The organism is Rossellomorea aquimaris TF-12, assembly GCF_001648555.1.
Lineage (GTDB): Bacteria > Bacillota > Bacilli > Bacillales > Bacillaceae_B > Rossellomorea > Rossellomorea aquimaris.
The window spans coordinates 1-18,762 of record NZ_LQXM01000024.1 but is presented as its reverse complement, the minus strand read 5'-3'; the positions used below and the strand labels follow the sequence as shown (position 1 = coordinate 18,762).

Sequence of the window (18,762 nt, the reverse complement as noted above, 5' to 3'; positions counted from 1 at the left end):
TGAGGGACGGACCTCCAGATTTTTTACTTCATAGATGAAATAACGTCATAACTCATCTTCCCGATTAATATTTACTGAAAGCTTGTTACCCTTGTCATATTTGTTCCATCTCTTTCATAAACGTATAGAAAGGAGTAGACACCATATTAGGGGGGACACCAATGATTTATAGAATGCTGGCACTAAATATAGATGGAACCATTGTAAATGAATACGGAAAGATTGCTAAAGAAACAAAGGAGGCAGTTGAGTACGTACAAGATAAAGGAGTTCCTGTAACGCTTGTTACAAGTAGAAGCTTCGCATCTGCCAAAAAGGTAGCCAAAGCACTGAAATTAGAAAATCCAATTGTGACTCACGGAGGGGCTTATATAGCAAACGAACTAGAAAAGCCCATGTATGTAAGAAAAATAGCTGAAGACATTACTTATGAAGTATCTCAATTTCTTGAAGGTTTTTCCAGTCAAATTCATTTAGCCCATGAGAAGTATTCCATTGTTGGCAAGGCAAATAATCAATCGAGAAACACCACGAAAGTGACATGGCAAAGAGAATCGAGGTTACTTTACAGCAAAAGAGTTGTAGATCGAGTAACCGATTATTTGTTGGAAAACCCAATGTCTGTTCCTAAGATGTCAGTTGTATTAGAACATAAAGAAGACGTTTGGGACATAGTTGCCGCTATGAAAGGCATGTATGAAGAAGTTGAGGCAATTCCTACAAGCGAAAATAAAATCGATATTGTTCCTAGAGGGGTATCTAAACTTAGAGGATTAATGTATTTGTCTGAACGACTGGGTGTTAAAAAAGAACAAATCGTTATGGTGGGATCCGGTATTGATGATCTAGATACCATGAGATGCTGTGGGCTTGGTGTAAGCATGGGAGAAGCTCCACTTGAAGTGAAGAGAGAGGCCGATTGGATTACCAGAAGTCAAGATCAACAAGGGATTTCATACTTTATTATGGAACTTTTTCGGAAACAACATCCCATCCCATTCCTGAAAAAAATGAATATCATTAAATAAATGTATGTGAAGCTTCCCGAACATTTGGGAGGCTTTTTCCATTATCACTGCCATTGACCATTGCTACCCCATTCTGTACACTAATAAAAGCTTACTAGTGTATAGAAAGGTGATTAAATACGTGAATGTATTAATAAAAGGAATTGAGGATGAACGATTTGAACGGCCTCTACGATTAATTGCAAATTTGTTTTTTGAAGAGACAGCCATTCATTTTCACTCTTGTGATGATTATGATTTTTGCGTCCATATAGAGCTTTCAATAGAAGACAAAATTTCTACTACTGCAACGTTGACTGGAAAATCCTCCTCTCAATCTTTCTCTTCAACATACGAACGTGATTGGATGGATTATGAATCCGAAAAAGACCGATTCAGACAAGTGAAAACTGCTGTTTCCCATGTGTATCTAAACGTTCTTCAAGACTTAACGGGAATTAGACAAAAATGGGGCATTTTGACAGGGATTCGTCCTACCAAACTCCTTCATAAGCAAAAACAGCTGGGTACACCTAAGGAAGAAGTTCATAAAATGCTAAAAGAAGAATATCTCATAACGGATGGGAAAATTCAGCTCATGCAAAACATTGTTGACCGACAACTCGCGGTTGTTCCGGATCTATACAATCTCCAGGATGAAGTAAGTATCTATATCGGCATTCCTTTTTGCCCAACAAAATGTGCTTACTGTACATTTCCGGCCTATGCGATTCTCGGTAAGCAAGGAAGAGTAGATTCGTTTCTGGCAGGTCTTCACTACGAAATACAGGAAATGGGTCGTTGGCTAAAAGAAAAAGGAATCAAAATTACGACTATTTATTATGGGGGAGGTACTCCCACTTCCATTACAGCAGAAGAAATGGATGCCTTATATGATGAAATGTACCGTTCTTTCCCTGATGTTCACAATGTGAGGGAAGTAACAGTGGAAGCCGGACGGCCGGATACAATTTCCCCTGATAAACTTGAGGTTTTAAACAAATGGAACATAGATCGAATTTCCATCAATCCTCAAAGCTACACCCAAGAAACATTGAAAGCAATCGGTCGTCACCATACAGTTGAAGAAACCATTGATAAGTTTCATTTAGCTAGAAACATGGGAATGAACAACATCAATATGGACCTCATTATTGGACTTCCAGGAGAAGAAGTTCCAGAACTGCAGCATTCTTTGGATGAAACAGAAAAGCTCATGCCAGAATCCTTAACCGTTCATACTTTATCCTTTAAGAGAGCTTCTGAAATGACAAAGAATAAAGAAAAATATAAAGTAGCGGACAGACTGGAAATCGAAAAAATGATGGACCTTGCCGAGAAGTGGACGGAAGAGCATGGCTATGAACCCTATTACCTTTACCGTCAAAAAAATATTCTCGGTAACTTGGAAAATGTTGGATATGCATTACCTGAGCAGGATAGTATCTATAACATCATGATAATGGAAGAAGTTCAGACAATTATTGGCATTGGTTGTGGAGCCGCAAGTAAATTTATCGATCCTAGAACGGGAAAGATTACTCATTTTGCAAATCCCAAAGAACCTAATGCTTATAATCTAAGCTTTAAAGAATATACAGATAAGAAAATTAACATATTGAATGAGTTGTTTTAAATAGAAAGTTCGCAAATAGTGTTGTAAATAACATGAGCCTCTTAATACATGTAAGGTATTTAGTTTATATTAAGAGACTCATTCATAGAAAGTTGATTGAAGCGGAAAGCGAGCACCTGGAGCTGCAATCAACTACCACTTTCTCCTCTAAAATAGCAACAATCTTTACAAAAAACAGCCAAATAGAAAGAAGCTGATACAAAAGTTATCTCCTTTTGTATCAGCTTCTTTTTTATCGCATCATTTTTCCTTTTCTTGCTTCTTTAATGCCCACACCCCTCGCCCAAGACTTAGGAAAACAGCAGCTGTGAGGAAAGTGGTGTGATTAGGACCATATTGAGTGGACCAGCCCTTAAATAAAATATATAAACAAGCAAAATAGCCAAGCAAGGTCCAAAAAGTATCAATCTTAAATTTTAAACGATAAGGGAGCTTTGCTCCAGTACTAGGCATATAGATACAAATTCCTAACCCGCCAAACACAACACCGTATAGAAGAAGTGGAGAGACTGTTACGTCTATCCTAGACACGTAAAGTAGAAGAAAAACGATTATGAATAAATACATAAAATGATATCTAGCTGCAACACTCATCACCATCATCCTATTACAATTAATTACCAATAGTATAGGTTAGTTGACTGAATTTTTCAATAATAAAAAGGATTGAGCTGTGAAAAGTAGAATACTATTATTGATACATTTTAATTTCTTTCATTTTTGTAACCGCTTACTATTTTGAGGGGAGAGATGGAACATGATGCAAACACCTCTGCTATTGACACAAATGATTGAACGAGCTGAAAGATATTTTCCTAAAAAAGAAATAGTTTCTCGTACTGAATCGGGTATTTCTCGCTTTACTTACAAACAATGGGGAGAAAGGACCCGTAGACTGGCAAGCTCCTTAACAAAGCTTGGAATAGAAGAAGGGGATAAGGTAGGAACCCTTGCTTGGAACCATCATCGTCATTTAGAAGCATACTTTGCCATTCCTTGTAGTGGAGCGATCCTACACACAATCAACATTCGTTTGTCTCCCCAACATATTATTTACATTATTAATCATGCAGAAGATCAAGTGTTATTAATAGATTCAGATATTGTTCCTCTTATCGAAAAAATTAAAGATCAAATTCCACATGTGAAAGCATTTATTATTATGACAGACGATGAATTACCTGACACTACATTAGAACCAGTATATCACTATGAACGATTACTTGAGGAAGGAGATCCATCTTTTGAGTTTCGTAAGGATCTCGATGAAAATACACCGGCAGGAATGTGTTACACATCAGCAACAACAGGTAACCCTAAAGGTGTCATCTATACCCATCGTGGAATCGTATTACATGCTATGGCATTAGGACTTGCAGATACAACTGGAGTTTGTGAAAAAGACGTTGCTCTTCCAGTTGTACCTATGTTCCATGTTAACGCTTGGGGACTTCCCTTTGCTTCTGTATGGTTTGGTACGAAGCAAGTGTTACCAGGACCATATTTTACTCCTGGCTTGTTAGCGCAGATGATGCAGGATGAGAAGGTAACTATTACTGCCGGGGTGCCTACCATCTGGTTAGGCTTGTTGAATGAACTGGAGCAAAATGAATATGATTTAACGAGTCTTCGCTCAGTCTTATGCGGTGGTTCGGCAGCTCCAAGAGGCATGATTAAAGCCTTCGAAGAAAAATTTGGAATACCCTTCATGCATGCTTATGGAATGACAGAAACCAGTCCGTTAGCTGTAATAGCTTCTTCCAAAAGCTATCATGAAGATCTCCCTTCTGAAGAAAAATTAGATATCAAAGCAAAGCAAGGGATTCTGGTGCCTGGATTAGAGATGAAGATAATCGGTAAAGATGGGGAAGTGGCCTGGGACGGTAAAGAAATGGGTGAGCTTGCCCTTAGAGGTCCATGGATTGCTTCAGAATATTACCAGGATGAAAGAAGCCAAGACTCATTCAGGGATGGATGGTTGTATACAGGTGATGTGGTTACAATCGACGAAGAAGGCTACATCAAAATTGTTGACCGGACAAAAGACCTAATTAAATCAGGAGGTGAATGGATTTCATCCGTGGATCTTGAAAATGCTCTCATGGCCCACGAGGACATTTTTGAAGCCGCAGTAGTTGCTGTTCCTCATGAAGAATGGCAGGAACGTCCGATTGCGTGTGTCGTTCTTAAGGAAACCGGTAAAGGCAATGTAACAAAAGAAGATATTCTCGACTTTCTTAAGCCTCAGTTTGCAAAATGGTGGCTGCCGGACGATGTCTTATTCCTTGACGAGATTCCAAAGACAAGCGTTGGAAAGTTTTTAAAGAGAGCTTTACGTGATCAGGTTCAAGAAAAAATAAACCAAATTTGATAAATTGAGAGATTGACTCTGGAATCATCCTGGGTCAATCTTTCTTCCATTTCTTAAATATTTATACTATTCGAAATAATAATTCCTAAATTAGTAAAATTACGCTATGCTAGAAGAAAGGGGAGGGATTTTTTTGACAGTGTCAAATCAATACGAAACAGTAAAGCTACATAAAGAAGGAAAAGTGGCAAGGTTAAAACTAAGTAGACCGGAATCTCTAAACTCACTAAATGCTCAACTGATGAGAGATCTTCTAAATGCTTTAAAAGAAGTGAAGAATGATCCTTCTATATCGCTCTTAGTTATAACAGGGGAAGGTAAGGGGTTTTCCTCTGGTGGGGATATTAAATCCATGCTGACTTTAAGTGGAGAAGATCAATTCTCTGGAATCATGGATACCATTAGTGAACTAGTGATGACTCTATACACAATGCCAAAAGTCGTTCTTACAGGTATTCATGGTGCAGCAGCGGGTCTTGGATTTAGTTTAGCCCTTGCGTCTGACTACATATTATGTGAAGAGGACAGTAAGCTGGCTATGAATTTTATTGGTATCGCATTAATTCCTGATGGAGGAAGCCATTTTCTTTTACAGGAGCGATTAGGTACCCATAAAGCGAAACGAATGATCTGGAATGGAAAAGTATTTGAAGGACAAGAAGCATTAATGAAAGGCTTAGTAGACGAAGCCATTCCTTCTGGAAAATTAGAGGATGGAATCCAACGCTACATTAAACAGTGCATGGCTTCACCAACAAAAGCCATGCTGAAGACAAAGGAAATATATGTTTCGTTAAATAAAGAAAAACTTCAAACCGCATTAGATCTTGAAAAAGAAGGACAATGGCTGATGCGCCAAACAGAAGATCACAGAGAAGGAATACAATCATTTGTTGAAAAGAGACGACCGAATTTCAAAGGGCAATAAGTCATAAGTTGTTCCATGAAAGACTAGGGAATCGAGTATTATTCCTTTATAGGGATTTTACTCGATTTTTTTAGTTTCAGCATGGAAAACACGTAAGTAATAGCTTTCTAATGGGGGAGAAAAAGCTCACATATTGGTACAATCCTATTAACACTAACCTTGACCGCCATACTCCATTTATATGTATATAGAGGAGAACAAAAAAATGAGAAATGTGGGTAAAGATATTATTGCTATTATTCTGGGATGTCTATTTTCTGGTGGAATAGACATAGAAGATATTACATTCTAAAGAAATATACGAAAGCTTAAAAAAGAGAAGTGGTTTAAGTGATGATGGATTTTATTACGAAAGTATCTATCATAACCCTAATCTAAAAAACTATCTATCAAAAAAAGAAATGGCAAATAAAATTATTCTGGACCAAGAAGAGAGAGACTATTTTTTGAGCCTGATCCATAAAAGAACTTAAAAAGTTGGTGGAATTCTTGAAAGGACTACTGATTAAGTCTCCGTGGGTGGATTTGATTTTAGAAGGAAAAAAAGTATGGGAGATCAGAGGATCCAATACTAAGATAAGAGGAGAAGTTGGCCTGATCAAAAGTGGTACAGGTCTAGTAGTTGGGAAAGTATCAATTGTAAATAGCATAAAGTTGAGTATAAGGGATTATCAAATGGGTAATGAATTTCATTGTGTGGATAGTAAAGAAAGTTATGAATTACCTTATAAGAATACATACGCATGGGTTTTAGAAAAACCTGAGATTTATGAAAATCCAATTCCATATAAACATCCCATGGGGGCTGTTATTTGGGTGGACCTGTCGAAAGCGACAACTTCAGTTTCTCCTCATCGATTTTAAAGGATGCTTGCGATATTCTAAATATATGAGTGAAATTCTATATATATTTGCGATATTTACAATTTATCAAGCGAAATATTCGATTTATTTGCGAACTACCGATTTATCGACGTGATTCGACAAACTCAAGGCCAAAAAAGCGGGCATGAAGGTTAAACAAATACCTTCGTGCCCGCTTCTCCCGTTTCTATTCACACATGAAACAATAACAATTTTCCAAGTGGTGATGTACAACGGTGGATATGGTCGAGATATCCTTTTTCTTCTAACATGGATTCACCTGTTTTTTTTGCTTCAAGATCAGATGCTGCTTCAAAAGATTCATCTAAAATTTTTTTCCCATCCTTTTCAAACACCGTTAGCTTGTATACCTTCATGTCTCTTACCCCTTTTTATGAAATAAATGTCTCTATTATTTTTTCATAGTTTTGTCTTTTTTTAAAGTCTAAATATTTAGAGAAAAAGAAAATGTTTGGAAAGTGAAACCTTTCTTGGATAATTACGTAAAGAGTTAGGAAGATAGCCGTAATTTTGATGAAGAAAGGGGAATACACAATTGAGCTTACGTATTCAACAAGTAACCAAAAAATTTGGAAGCTTTAAAGCAGTTGATCAGTTATCACTTGAAATTACCCCGGGTGAAATGTTTGGTTTTCTAGGTGCAAATGGTGCCGGGAAGACGACAACATTTCGAATGGTTTTAGGATTATTAGATGCTTCAGAAGGAAACATCACATGGAATGGCAAAGACATTGATTATTCTACTAGTCCAGAGATTGGATATTTGCCAGAAGAACGTGGCTTATACCCCAAAATGAAGGTAAAGGACCAGATTGTCTATTTAGCTCGCCTTCGAGGGATGGAGAAAAAAGAAGTATTAAAGGAATTAACTTACTGGTTAGAGCGCTTTAATGTACCTCAATATTTAGAGAAAAAGGTAGAAGAACTTTCAAAAGGAAATCAACAAAAAATACAGTTTATCGCTTCCATTATTCACAAACCAAAACTTCTCATTTTAGACGAACCATTCAGTGGACTAGACCCTGTTAATGTAGAACTGTTAAAGGATGCCGTTAGGGAAATTAAACAGAATGGAACGACAATCGTATTTTCAAGTCACAGAATGGAGCACGTTGAAGAGCTTTGTGAAAGCTTATGTATCATGCACAAAGGCCGGCCGGTGTTACACGGAGGGTTAAAGGAAATCAAACGGTCATTTGGAAAAAAGAATATCCTCATTCATGCAGATTTTGATTTGAGAGATTTAAAAGAGTTCGACGGAGTCACCAAACTAAAAGAAACGACTGAAGGAGTACTTCTTCAAGTTGAATCAGAAACTGCAGCAGAGAAGGTATTTCATCATGTCGTACAAAAAGGCTTTCTAAGAAAGTTTGAGTTAGAGGAACCATCTCTTAATGATATTTTTATAGAAAAGGTGGGAACTTCTTATGAATAAGTTTTTTTTAATGGTGTCTCATTCATATTTCTCCAAACTAAAAGCAAAGGCGTTTATCATTTCAACGGTCCTAATCGCTGCCGCTCTTATACTTTTAACGAATTTTGATACTGTTATTTCCAGCTTTAAAGGAGATGAAGTCAACAAGGTGGTCGTGCAGGATGAAACAGGTTACGTGTACGCTTCCATCAAGACTCAGCTTACTACCATGAATAATGAAATTCAATTAGAATCAGCTTCTGAATCCGTTGAAGAAATAGAGAAAAAGATTGAATCTGAAGAGGTAAAAGGATTGCTGATTGTTCGTGAAGGTGATGATTCGCTGCCAAAAGCAGTTTATAAATCGAACTCCTTATCAGATTCTTCCATTACATCAGATTTACAACTAGCTTTACAAAATATTAAGTCAAATGTAGCTGCCAATCAGCTGGAACTATCAAGTGAAGAATTAATGAAATTAAGTGAACCTGTTGTATTTGAAAAAGAAGCTCTCGTCGAAGGGGCAAAATCTGAGGAAGAGTTAAGCCAAGCAAGAGGTATTGTATATGTCTTGTTATTCTTTATTTATTTCTCAGTGATTGCTTATGCGAACATGACAGCCATGGAAGTAGCGACTGAAAAAAGCTCAAGAGTAATGGAAATCCTTATATCCAGTGTCTCACCAGTAAAGCAAATGTTTGCAAAAATTATTGGTATTGGCCTTGCTGGTTTAACTCAAATAGCGATTTTACTTGCTGTTGGTTATATAACTTTAGCTCGTAAAAAGGATGATCTTGTAGGAGGGTTCTTTGAAGGTTTTGGTTTTGAATCCCTCTCCATAAGCGTTATTATGTACGCCACTATTTTCTTTTTATTAGGATATTTCCTTTATGCAACATTAGCTGCATTATTAGGATCTTTAGTGAGCAGGATTGAAGATGTTCAGCAAATGATCATGCCTATGACCTTTTTAATTATGATAGGGTTCTTTATTTCAATGTTTGGTCTTGGTAGCCCTGACTCAAGCTTTGTTACGATAGCGTCTTATATTCCATTTTTCACACCGATGGTCATGTTTCTGCGGGTTGGAATGTTGAATCTGCCTGCCTATGAACCTATTATAGGAATCGTTATTCTCCTTATTTCTATTATCCTTCTTGGTGTATTCGGTGCTCGAGTGTATCGTGGTGGAGTATTGCTTTACGGTAAATCAAATTCATACAAAGATATTAAAAAAGCGATGGATCTTACATCTAATAAGTAGTGAGAAAAAGTTGTCTCTGTTTATCGAGGCAACTTTTTTATTTTAATTTATCCTGTTGAATTCTTTGTTTTTTCTCTTAATCATAAGCAAAGTTTACCTAATTAATGAAATAGCCTAAGATTTTAGGATATAATAAGAGGATATAAGAACGTATATTCGTAGTGTCAGGAGGCATCCATATGGAAAAAGTCCGCTTTTTTCACGCAGCTGATTTACATTTAGACAGTCCGTTTGTAGGACTTAAGCAATTACCAAAGAATCTTTATGAGCGAATTCAACAAAGTACATTTGCTTCTTTTGAAAATTTAATTGAAAAAGCTATTTTGAGAGACATTGATTTTCTTATCATTAGCGGAGACCTTTTTGATGAAGAAGATCGAAGCATCCGTGCTCAAGCAAAGATCAGAAGGCAGTTTAGTCTTTTGCATGATCATGGAATTCCTGTTTATGTGATTCATGGAAACCACGATCATTTAGGAGGATTCAGGCTGGATATAGAAATGCCGGATAATGTACATATATTTACGAGTCAAACTGAAGTAAAATCTTTTATAACTAAGAAGGGTGTAAACGTTGACTTAGTTGGTTTTAGCTATGGAGCACGACATATAAAAGAAAGAAGAATAGAAGAATTCCCAAAACGCAGTGAAGAATATTATACAATTGGACTGCTTCATGGAAGTGAGGCAAGTGTGAATTCTTCACATGAAACCTACGCTCCTTTTTCAAAAAAAGAACTATTAGAAAAAAATTATCATTATTGGGCTCTCGGACATATACATGAGCGACAGGTATTACATGTAGATCCCTATATTGTGTATCCTGGCAACATTCAGGGGAGACATCGAAAAGAAACAGGTGTGAAGGGTTGCTATGAGGTAGAAATGGAAGGGCATCATACAGAAGTCGCATTCGTACCTACTCAGGATATTATTTGGGATTCAATAAAAGTATCCTTAGAGGGGGTTCAGCGATTTGGTGAAATTTATCAAAGGATATTATTAAAACTGGATGACCTTGAAGATAATGAGGATCAATTAGTAGAAGTGATTCTAACGGATTATGAATCATTACCGAAAAACATCATCGGTCTCATCGACAATGGAGATCTTTTAGAAGCGCTGCAATCAGATGTTGAACATCAGGAAACTTTGAAGTGGATCTATTCATTACGCTGGAGTCGCACTCAACATTATTGGCTGGATGAGAAGGATCCTTTTAAAAACGATATTATGAGAACTTTGGATGGGTTGAAGGAAGAAGAATGGGACGAAGCGTTTTCTGAATTGTACGAGCATCCTTCCGTATATCGATTCTTACAGCCGTTAAATAAAGAGAAAAAACAGCGTATGATACAAGATGCGAGAGAACTTTTCTTTAACCCAATGAATAATTAACCAGTAGGAATGAGGTGACAGAAATGAGATTAGTAGAGCTTCATATATATGGATATGGCAAAATCGAAAACAAACGGTTTAATCTTGAGAACGTACAATTAATTTATGGAGAAAATGAAGCAGGTAAATCAACAATAATGTCTTTTATACACAGTATCCTTTTTGGATTTCCAACAAAGCAACAATCTCAACTTCGTCTTGAACCGAAAACCTCCTCAGAATATGGAGGCAAAATGATTTGTGAAGTGGTGGGCCATGGAATGGTAACCATCGAAAGGATCAAGGGGAAAGCAAGTGGAGATGTTACCGTTTCATTCGAAGATGGTAGAATAGAAGGAGAAGAAACACTTCAAGAATTAGTAGGCAGAATGGATAAGACAACCTACCAAAACATCTTCTCCTTCAATCTGGAAGGCTTACAAAACATCCACCGCCTCAAAAAAGAAGAACTAAATCGCTACCTATTTAGCGCTGGATCTACAGGGACGGACCTCCTTCTTCAACTGGAACAGCACTGGCAAAAAGAGAGAGAACGCCTTTTTAAGAAATCCGGTAGAAAGCCATTCATTAATCAAGCCTTAAATGAACTAAAATCATTGGAGAAGCAAGTGAAAGAAGCGAAAGGGAAAAACGAGCAATATATTCCTTTACTGAAGGAACAGAATTCATTAGAAAGCCTTATCGTTTCATTGGAAACTGAAAAAGAAGAAAAAATACAAGAAAAAAATGGATTGCAATCAGCACTAGAACATTGGGGTACATTGCAAGAGTACAATAGAATAACGGAGCAATTAGCCGAAACTTCAGAAATGGACTTTCCAGCTAAAGGATTAGAGCGATTTAATGAGTTGAAAACCGAAGAAAGGCAAGTATCAGCCTATTTAGAAACCCTTTTATCTAAACAAAAGAGTCTTAAAGAAAAGCTGGAAAATGAAAGTGTCGACCCCATTCTATTGGAAGGCACTCCACTTATAGAAAACTTACTTTCTCAACAACCCTTGTACATGAAGTGGAAGGATGAAGAAAGTGAGTTAAGTAGAGAGTCGAAAACCATACGAACGAAAATCAATGAAACAGTGAGAGAGCTTAATTTACAAGTTGAGGTAGAAGATCTTCCAGCTTTTAATACTAGCTTAATGATGTTTGAACGAATTCAACAAACGATAGAAAAGAAATCCAAGCTAAAATATGAGCGGGAAAATATGACGAGCAATATACATTCAGTTAGAGAAGAAATTCAAAGAACCGAAGAAAAATGTGAAAGCATTGAAACCCGATTATTGATAGAAGATGAATACCAGGCTTTACAAAAATCAGTGAAAGATCAGTCAGCTAATCAAGTCTCACTGGAACAAGTAAAATGGGTGGAAACCCAGGTAGGGGAAGTAGAACAAAACTATACTAGAAAAAAGAAATCATTTTCACAGCAACTCATTTTTACAGGAGTGATTTTTCTATTACTACTAATGGGAAGTATATGGTCCCTTTTAACAGATAATGTAATGGTGACAATTTTGAGTGTTGTTATCTTGTTTGCCGTTGTATTTATTACGTTTCAAGCTAGAATGAGTGTGAAAACGGAATTTGAGAGTTTACAAAAATTAAGAGAGAAAGCACAAGAATTAAAGGGTTCAGGAAGGACAAACGAAAGCAATTACGAAGTGGACAAACTTCATCAAACCTTAAAATCCCAAATGGAGCTCCGACAAGAATGGAAGCAGCGAATCCTTGGTCTTGAAGAACAGCAAGAAAAACTAGAAAGACTTCTCCAACAAAATGAAGAGATACAGAAGAAAATACAACTTGAAAATCAGCAGATAGAAGAAATAAAAAAAGAACTCTATTTACCTTCTGAGTTTCATTGGAAATGGTTGCGTGATGGATTTAATAAAATCAAAGAGATTATCGATTTACATGAAAAGAGTAAAAGTATACACGAAGACACACTGTTCATACAGAAGAAAATGACTCAATATACGAATGAGTGTAAATCCTTTCTTCAGAAGCACTCACTCCCTTTTCACACAGTAGATGAAGCTTTTATTCAACTGAAAAATATACTTCTGGATCTTGAGAAGAAGCAGCTGAATTGTACTCAAATGCTATCAGACTTAAAGCCTTTGACCTTAGAAATCGATCAAGCCACTATCCAATTGAAAAAGATAAATGAAGAATATTTCTCTTTATATAAAATTGCACAGTGTGAGAATGAAGCTGAATTTCGTCAAAAAGCTCTATGGGTGGAAGAGAGAAATGCTCTGTTAACAAAGTACGAAGGAATGAAGACGGGAGTTAATCAGGGAATGCTAACCCTCTTTTCTACTTATAAAGAAAAAGGAAATATTGAAAAGGAATTAACAATAGTTTCTGATCATTTGCAAAAGATTACTATTCAGCTTGCTAATGAACAAAAAAAGCTGGCTTCCGTTAGCTATGAAATTAAAGTTTTAGAGGATGGAAACAATTATTCTGCTATCCTTCAACAATTTGAAGCTAAGAAAGCCGAACTAGAGGATTTAACACATGACTGGTCTGTCTATACTCTTGCTCAAACAAGCATGCTTCGTACAATGGAACACTATCATACAACGAAGATGCCGAAAGTAATGGAACTGGCAGAGGAGCATTTCAAGGTTTTAACTCAAGGTCTTTATCACAGAATTTTTTTATCAGATGACGAGATGATTGAGGTTCAAAGAAAAGATCTTTCTCGTTTTCAAGCTGTTGAACTTAGTCAGGGGACGAAAGAACAGCTTTACATTTCTATTCGATTTGCATTGATTCAGTCGTTACGCAAAACGTATCAGCTTCCTTTACTAATTGATGATGGAGCAGTAAACTTTGACCAAGAGAGAACAGATGCTTTTTTGAAACTCTTGAAAAAAATGGGTGAAGATTATCAGATTTTGTTTTTTACTTGTCATGAGCATATTATGAACAAATTTAGTGATAATCAAAGGATTGTATTAGAAAGAGAAGAAAAATCGATTATTTAAATAGGTCCTTTTTAATATTAACATTAGCAATAACGTCTTCGATTCGTTACAATACTACAAGGACTAGTAACTTATATTGATCAAGATTCCGTCTCATCGTGTACACCATTGATCACATGAATAGGATAAGTGCAATAGAAAGAAGGAAACAAAGTATGACTAAAACAAAAGGGTGGAAACGAAATAGGGGTCCACTAGCGTTACTTAGCTTTAATTTATTTATTGTAATGGTTGGAATCGGTTTAGTTATTCCAATTCTCCCTTTCTATGTGGAAAAATTTAATGCAAATGCTCAAACACTTGGAGCACTGGTGGCAGTATTTGCCTTTATGCAATTTTTATTTGCTCCTATCTGGGGAAGGCTTTCAGATCGAATTGGACGAAAGCCCTTAATTACTATTGGCCTATTGGGTTTTGCTGTTGCTGAATTCATTTTTGCCTTTGCCGTAGGTTTATGGATGTTATTCCTGTCCAGGATATTGGCCGGTATTTTTGGCTCGGCTTTAATGCCTACTGCAATGGCGTACGTTTCAGATGTGACAGACGAAGATAACCGTGGACAAGGGATGGGGATCCTGGGTGCAGCCATGGGTCTGGGGATTGTAATCGGACCTGGTATTGGTGGATGGTTGGCAGAAATAAACCTTTCCTACCCTTTCATTTTCGCCGGGATTGCCGCATCCATTGCGGCCGTTGTATCTGTTATTATTTTACCTGAGTCTTATCCAAAGGAAAAAAGAACCTTCGATCCAAATGAAAAGAGAGAAAATCGTTTTGTTGTCATGAAGAATGCCATCATGAGCCCAGTAGGATTTCTGTTAATACTTGTTTTTATTATGAGCTTTGGCCTGGCAAATTTTCAGGCGATTTTCAGCTATTACGCTCTTGAAAGATATGGATATGGCCCTCAAGATGTGGGAATTATCATCTTGATCATAGGAATTATTGGAACCGTAGTCCAAGGGGTGGGAGTTGGAAAAGCGACTAAGCTTTTTGGTGAAGAAAAAGTAGTGACAGGCTCACTTCTTATTAGCGCCTTTGGATTTGTAATCATGACCTTTGCAACCAATTTTATAGGTGTCCTCATCACAACAGCCGTATTTTTTATAGGTAATTCAATGCTGAGACCTTCCTTGAACTCACTTATTTCAAAATTAGCTGGAGAAAGACAAGGAACGGTAATGGGACTGAACAACTCATTTCTTAGCTTAGGTAACGTAGCAGGGCCAATTCTCGCAGGAACACTGTTTGAATGGAATATACATATTCCTTATTACTTTGGAGCCTTCATCATGCTTGTGGGCTTAGTAGCTACAAAGGTTTGGATCAATAAAAAACAGAAAAAAGCACTCGTGAACTAAATAGGATCAAAAAGCCGCCCCTTTTAAAATTAGGGGGCGGTATTTGTTTGGAAGAGAAGAGAGCTCGCCTTCATGGCTCCATATAGCTCAAACCTTAGTACAGGCTAAAAATATGGTATACTACTATTACAAATCTATTATGGACGGAGGAGTCTAGATGTCTGGTATTACACACTTTAATGTAGGGGAAACAGTGGATTTATATTTATTGATTAAGCAAATGACAAAAGGAACGACGAATACGGGAAAACCGTTTTTGACGATTATCTTACAAGATAAAAGTGGAGATATGGAAGCAAAGCTTTGGGATGCTAATGAAAAGGATGAAAAGGCTTTTCAGCCTGAGACCATCGTAAAAGTGGTCGGTGACATTCATAGCTATCGTGGGAAGAGTCAGCTTAAGATTAAGCAAATTCGCCCGGCTACTGAGGGAGAAGGCGGTTTTACCATTGCGGATTTCTTAGAGACAGCGCCAGTAAGTGTTGAAGAAATGATGAGTAAGATCACTCAATACATTTTTGAAATGAGAAATCCAAACATCCAACGTGTTACGAGACATTTGGTGAAAAAATATCAACAGCCATTTTTAGAGTATCCTGCTGCTACTAAGAATCACCATGAATTCGTATCAGGGCTTGCATACCACGTTGTATCAATGTTAGACCTATCAAAAGCGATATCCGCCTTATATCCGTCATTAGACTCCGATTTATTGTATGCAGGTGTTATCCTTCACGATTTAGGAAAAGTAATTGAGCTTTCAGGTCCCACGTCTACCTCCTACACTGTAGAAGGTAATCTGATTGGACATATATCTATTATGGTAAATGAAATAGGCAAAGCTGCTGAAGAACTAGGCATTGAAGGGGAGGAAGTAATGATCCTTCAACACTTAGTATTAAGTCATCATGGAAAAGCAGAATGGGGGAGTCCAAAGCCTCCTCTTATTAGAGAAGCAGAAATTCTACATTATATTGATAATGTTGATGCCAAGATGAATATGCTAGACAGGGCATTGGAACGAGTGAAGCCTGGAGAGTACACTGAACGTGTATTTGCACTTGATAACCGTTCATTTTATAAACCAACTTTTCATAAGTAAGGTGGAAACGGGCATGAAATCAGAATGATTTTATGCTCGTTTTTTTTAGTTGATATGTTATAATTTGTAAAATGGCTAGATTCTATGAAGAATTGGCAAGATTTCATACAAAAATGGCAAGATTATTTTAGGTATTGGCAAGATTTTAATTCGAAACGGTAAGATTCCACTCTATTTCGGCTCGATTCTTCCATCACATCCACCTTATTATTATTAAATACATAAAAAGGAGCTACTTGCGTGCCTATTATTCTATTAATTATAAGTATTCTTCTATTTCTAACAGGATTACTAACACCCATAAACGACCTAATCACACTTCCTATTTCTGTCGTCCTACTAGTAGCGGGAATAGTACTTCTCTTTAAAAAAATTTTCTAAGAACTAAATCAACGTAATGTTTTATCCATTTCCTTCATATAGTCTTAATAAAGGGACAAACCTATAAGGAGATGAAGTAAATGACGTTACCTATTTGGATGTATCTGGTTGTAGTCGGGATTTTTGTAAGTGCCTTTATGACAATCAAAGCAGCTAAGGAAGAAAAACATATTGAAGATGAATGGATTGAGAAAGAAGGAGAGGTTTATATTCACAGGATGGAAGAGGAGAAAGAGAAAAGACGTCAATTTACTTCTTAAGCTTACTATATAATCGAAAAAAGACTGACCTGTTTAGGGTCAGTCTTTTTGTTTATTCGTTATTCAGCCGCTGGAGCCGGTTTTTCTCCGCCTTCTGGTGCCGCTGGGGGATTAAGAACTTGGTCGAAGGCTTTTTTAAGGTCTTTGTCTTTGATAGAAAGATCAGCTTTCTCGATTTCACGCTTCATCGCTTCTTGGATTTTTTGAGGATCCACTTTTGAAAGCTTAAGTTCCTTTTCTACTTCTTTTTTCATTTCGTCAAAAGATTTCTTTTCTTTTTTGTCTGTTACTTCGATAATGTGGAAACCATACTCGGTTTTAATTGGCTCACTTACTTTGCCCTTTTCTAAGGTATCTAATGCTTTAGAGAATTCAGGTACAAAGTTTTGACGTCCTTCATAGTCAACCCATCCTAAACTTCCACCATTTTCAGCTGAACCAGGGTCTTTCGAATACTCTTTTGCAAGTTCTTCGAATTTTGCACCGTCTGCCAGCTTTTGTTTTACTTCTTTTGCCGTTTTTTCATCGTCTACAAGAATATGGCGAACTTGAATGTCAGGCTTCCATTTTTCATAGTAGTCTTTTACTTCTTTCTCTGTGACTTTTACATCTGAGATAGCAGCTTTTTCTTGAAGTAGTTGAAGCTTTAGATACTCTTTAAAGGATTTCTCATCAAGATTATATTGTTGTAAAAACATTTCAAATTGAGGTCCCAGTTGATCCTTGGCTTCATTTAATTTTTTGTCGACTTCTTCTTTTGAAACATCGTACTTATCTTGCAGTACTTTAGTATAAACAAGCTCCTGAAGGGCTTGCTCCATTTGAGGGGTGAATTTTTGCTTCATAGAACTATAAAGTTCTTCCTTCGTTACATCTCCAGCTTTCGTTGTTGCTACAACATCGCTGTTTTTTTCTGCACCATCGTCACTGCAACCTGCAAGACCTGCTACACCTGCTGCTAGTGAGATTGAAATGATCCATTTTTTCATGATGACACACTCCTACAATATATATTTCAAAAATAGCTTGGTCAAAATTCTACAATCCATACTATAACACACTTTTTCCATTTAAAAAAATATTTTCCAAACAATTCTTTAGAAATATGGGCGTTTTACACACCCATTTCCTAGGTTCCTTCATATGATAAAAGCGAAGAGAGAAAAGGAGGTAATAAATATGAGTGGTGGATACAATTCTGGTTTTGCGTTAATCGTAGTGCTGTTCATCTTATTAATCATTGTTGGTGCAGCATATATTTGCTAAAGAAATTTAAATTAATGGCATTAGCCTAAAACAATTGGCAGCTAACTTGAATAAGATAAATTAGCGCTTCAAAGGAGGTGGAAAGTTATGGGTGGTCACGCATACGGCGGAGGTTTCGCGTTAATCGTAGTACTGTTTATCCTTTTAATTATTGTAGGTGCAGCATGGCTATAATCTAGCCTCAAAGAAGTTTAGCTTCATCGGATAAAGACTGTATGTAGAGGGGGCATCACCTAATTGAAGGCAGCCCCTTTTGCTCATTCTTACCCTGATGATTTTCCATACATGAAAGGAGGAAGCGCATATGTCTGGTGCTTACGGCGGAGGATTTGCGTTAATTGTTGTTTTATTCATTTTGTTAATTATTATTGGAGCAGCATACGTTTAATAATTCACATAAACAAAACAAAGCAGACTCGATCACTTGAGTCTGCTTTGTTTTGTTATAGCTTTTTTTTCGGTAGTCGCCTTATGCTTGTCGCCTCTTAGCAAGC

The 18,762-nt window shown here is 36.9% G+C and carries 18 protein-coding genes; 15 read left to right on the top strand and 3 right to left on the bottom strand.

Translation table 11 applies throughout. The features are described from left to right. The first annotated feature begins 161 nt into the window (after nt 1-161). A complete protein-coding gene (locus IQI_RS05925) occupies nt 162-1,028 on the top strand; it encodes a Cof-type HAD-IIB family hydrolase (protein WP_064091742.1) in 867 nt (288 codons plus the stop codon). A 121-nt stretch (nt 1,029-1,149) separates the two neighbouring features. Continuing rightward, on the top strand, nt 1,150-2,643 hold the full coding sequence (locus tag IQI_RS05920; RefSeq protein ID WP_064091741.1) for a coproporphyrinogen III oxidase: 1,494 nt from the start codon (nt 1,150-1,152) through the stop codon (nt 2,641-2,643). A 240-nt stretch (nt 2,644-2,883) separates the two neighbouring features. Here IQI_RS05920 and IQI_RS05915 read toward each other — a convergent pair whose 3' ends face one another. Next, nucleotides 2,884-3,237 (bottom strand): hypothetical protein, encoded by a 354-nt coding sequence (locus tag IQI_RS05915; protein ID WP_064091740.1) that lies wholly within the window; start codon nt 3,235-3,237, stop codon nt 2,884-2,886. A gap of 163 nt (nt 3,238-3,400) precedes the next feature. Between IQI_RS05915 and IQI_RS05910 the strand changes: the two genes are divergently transcribed. The 3 genes from IQI_RS05910 to IQI_RS05900 all read left to right on the top strand — a co-directional run bounded on the left by IQI_RS05910 (nt 3,401) and on the right by IQI_RS05900 (nt 6,806). Next, a complete protein-coding gene (locus IQI_RS05910) occupies nt 3,401-5,014 on the top strand; it encodes a long-chain fatty acid--CoA ligase (RefSeq protein WP_064091739.1) in 1,614 nt (537 codons plus the stop codon). Nucleotides 5,015-5,153: 139 nt separating this feature from the next. Then, nucleotides 5,154-5,942, top strand: coding sequence for an enoyl-CoA hydratase (locus tag IQI_RS05905; RefSeq protein WP_328585731.1), 789 nt, complete (start codon nt 5,154-5,156; stop codon nt 5,940-5,942). Between the two features lie 489 nt (nt 5,943-6,431). Beyond that, complete coding sequence (locus tag IQI_RS05900; protein WP_064091737.1) at nt 6,432-6,806, top strand: ASCH domain-containing protein; 375 nt, start codon at nt 6,432-6,434, stop codon at nt 6,804-6,806. Between the two features lie 191 nt (nt 6,807-6,997). Here IQI_RS05900 and IQI_RS05895 read toward each other — a convergent pair whose 3' ends face one another. Beyond that, nucleotides 6,998-7,183: a YhzD family protein gene (locus tag IQI_RS05895; RefSeq protein WP_064091736.1), complete on the bottom strand. Its 186-nt coding sequence runs from the start codon at nt 7,181-7,183 to the stop codon at nt 6,998-7,000. Between the two features lie 179 nt (nt 7,184-7,362). Here IQI_RS05895 and IQI_RS05890 point away from each other — a divergent pair, with 179 nt between their 5' ends. The 7 genes from IQI_RS05890 (at nt 7,363) to IQI_RS05860 (ending at nt 17,002) form a co-directional block, all read left to right on the top strand. Continuing rightward, on the top strand, nt 7,363-8,262 hold the full coding sequence (locus tag IQI_RS05890) for an ABC transporter ATP-binding protein (RefSeq protein WP_064091735.1): 900 nt from the start codon (nt 7,363-7,365) through the stop codon (nt 8,260-8,262). After that, a complete protein-coding gene (locus IQI_RS05885; protein WP_064091734.1) occupies nt 8,255-9,505 on the top strand; it encodes an ABC transporter permease in 1,251 nt (416 codons plus the stop codon). The genes IQI_RS05890 and IQI_RS05885 overlap by 8 nt, the downstream gene beginning before the upstream one ends. 179 nt (nt 9,506-9,684) lie before the next feature. Next, nucleotides 9,685-10,902 carry a metallophosphoesterase family protein gene (locus IQI_RS05880; protein WP_064091733.1) on the top strand — a complete coding sequence of 406 codons (1,218 nt, stop codon included), beginning with the start codon at nt 9,685-9,687 and terminating at the stop codon, nt 10,900-10,902. 23 nt (nt 10,903-10,925) lie between these two features. Continuing rightward, on the top strand, nt 10,926-13,898 hold the full coding sequence (locus tag IQI_RS05875) for an ATP-binding protein (protein WP_064091732.1): 2,973 nt from the start codon (nt 10,926-10,928) through the stop codon (nt 13,896-13,898). A 155-nt stretch (nt 13,899-14,053) separates the two neighbouring features. After that, a complete protein-coding gene (locus IQI_RS05870; protein ID WP_064091731.1) occupies nt 14,054-15,259 on the top strand; it encodes an MFS transporter in 1,206 nt (401 codons plus the stop codon). 157 nt (nt 15,260-15,416) lie between these two features. Beyond that, nucleotides 15,417-16,361 carry a 3'-5' exoribonuclease YhaM gene (gene yhaM, locus IQI_RS05865; RefSeq protein ID WP_064091730.1) on the top strand — a complete coding sequence of 315 codons (945 nt, stop codon included), beginning with the start codon at nt 15,417-15,419 and terminating at the stop codon, nt 16,359-16,361. Between the two features lie 461 nt (nt 16,362-16,822). Next, entirely contained in the window at nt 16,823-17,002 is a 180-nt protein-coding gene (locus IQI_RS05860; RefSeq protein WP_064091729.1) for a sporulation YhaL family protein, read from the top strand. Between the two features lie 59 nt (nt 17,003-17,061). Here the strand turns inward: IQI_RS05860 and IQI_RS05855 are convergent, their stop codons facing one another. Further along, nucleotides 17,062-17,991, bottom strand: a complete 930-nt coding sequence (locus IQI_RS05855; protein ID WP_064091728.1) for a peptidylprolyl isomerase — start codon at nt 17,989-17,991, stop codon at nt 17,062-17,064. Between the two features lie 190 nt (nt 17,992-18,181). Between IQI_RS05855 and IQI_RS20250 the strand changes: the two genes are divergently transcribed. The 3 genes from IQI_RS20250 to IQI_RS20245 all read left to right on the top strand — a co-directional run bounded on the left by IQI_RS20250 (nt 18,182) and on the right by IQI_RS20245 (nt 18,656). Further along, nucleotides 18,182-18,268, top strand: a complete 87-nt coding sequence (locus IQI_RS20250) for a YjcZ family sporulation protein (protein ID WP_082892604.1) — start codon at nt 18,182-18,184, stop codon at nt 18,266-18,268. An 87-nt stretch (nt 18,269-18,355) separates the two neighbouring features. Then, nucleotides 18,356-18,442: a YjcZ family sporulation protein gene (locus IQI_RS05850; protein WP_064091727.1), complete on the top strand. Its 87-nt coding sequence runs from the start codon at nt 18,356-18,358 to the stop codon at nt 18,440-18,442. Nucleotides 18,443-18,572: 130 nt separating this feature from the next. Further along, nucleotides 18,573-18,656, top strand: a complete 84-nt coding sequence (locus tag IQI_RS20245; protein ID WP_082892603.1) for a YjcZ family sporulation protein — start codon at nt 18,573-18,575, stop codon at nt 18,654-18,656. Nucleotides 18,657-18,762: the final 106 nt, after the last annotated feature.

Coding starts and splice junctions, on each gene's coding strand:
- IQI_RS05925 (WP_064091742.1), top strand. CDS start 162: ATGATTTATAGAATGCTGGCACTAAATATAGATGGAACCATTGTAAAT.
- IQI_RS05915 (WP_064091740.1), bottom strand. CDS start 3,237: ATGAGTGTTGCAGCTAGATATCATTTTATGTATTTATTCATAATCGTT.
- IQI_RS05910 (WP_064091739.1), top strand. CDS start 3,401: ATGATGCAAACACCTCTGCTATTGACACAAATGATTGAACGAGCTGAA.
- IQI_RS05895 (WP_064091736.1), bottom strand. CDS start 7,183: ATGAAGGTATACAAGCTAACGGTGTTTGAAAAGGATGGGAAAAAAATT.
- IQI_RS05885 (WP_064091734.1), top strand. CDS start 8,255: ATGAATAAGTTTTTTTTAATGGTGTCTCATTCATATTTCTCCAAACTA.
- IQI_RS05880 (WP_064091733.1), top strand. CDS start 9,685: ATGGAAAAAGTCCGCTTTTTTCACGCAGCTGATTTACATTTAGACAGT.
- IQI_RS05875 (WP_064091732.1), top strand. CDS start 10,926: ATGAGATTAGTAGAGCTTCATATATATGGATATGGCAAAATCGAAAAC.
- IQI_RS05870 (WP_064091731.1), top strand. CDS start 14,054: ATGACTAAAACAAAAGGGTGGAAACGAAATAGGGGTCCACTAGCGTTA.
- yhaM (WP_064091730.1), top strand. CDS start 15,417: ATGTCTGGTATTACACACTTTAATGTAGGGGAAACAGTGGATTTATAT.
- IQI_RS05860 (WP_064091729.1), top strand. CDS start 16,823: ATGACGTTACCTATTTGGATGTATCTGGTTGTAGTCGGGATTTTTGTA.
- IQI_RS05855 (WP_064091728.1), bottom strand. CDS start 17,991: ATGAAAAAATGGATCATTTCAATCTCACTAGCAGCAGGTGTAGCAGGT.
- IQI_RS20250 (WP_082892604.1), top strand. CDS start 18,182: ATGAGTGGTGGATACAATTCTGGTTTTGCGTTAATCGTAGTGCTGTTC.
- IQI_RS05850 (WP_064091727.1), top strand. CDS start 18,356: ATGGGTGGTCACGCATACGGCGGAGGTTTCGCGTTAATCGTAGTACTG.
- IQI_RS20245 (WP_082892603.1), top strand. CDS start 18,573: ATGTCTGGTGCTTACGGCGGAGGATTTGCGTTAATTGTTGTTTTATTC.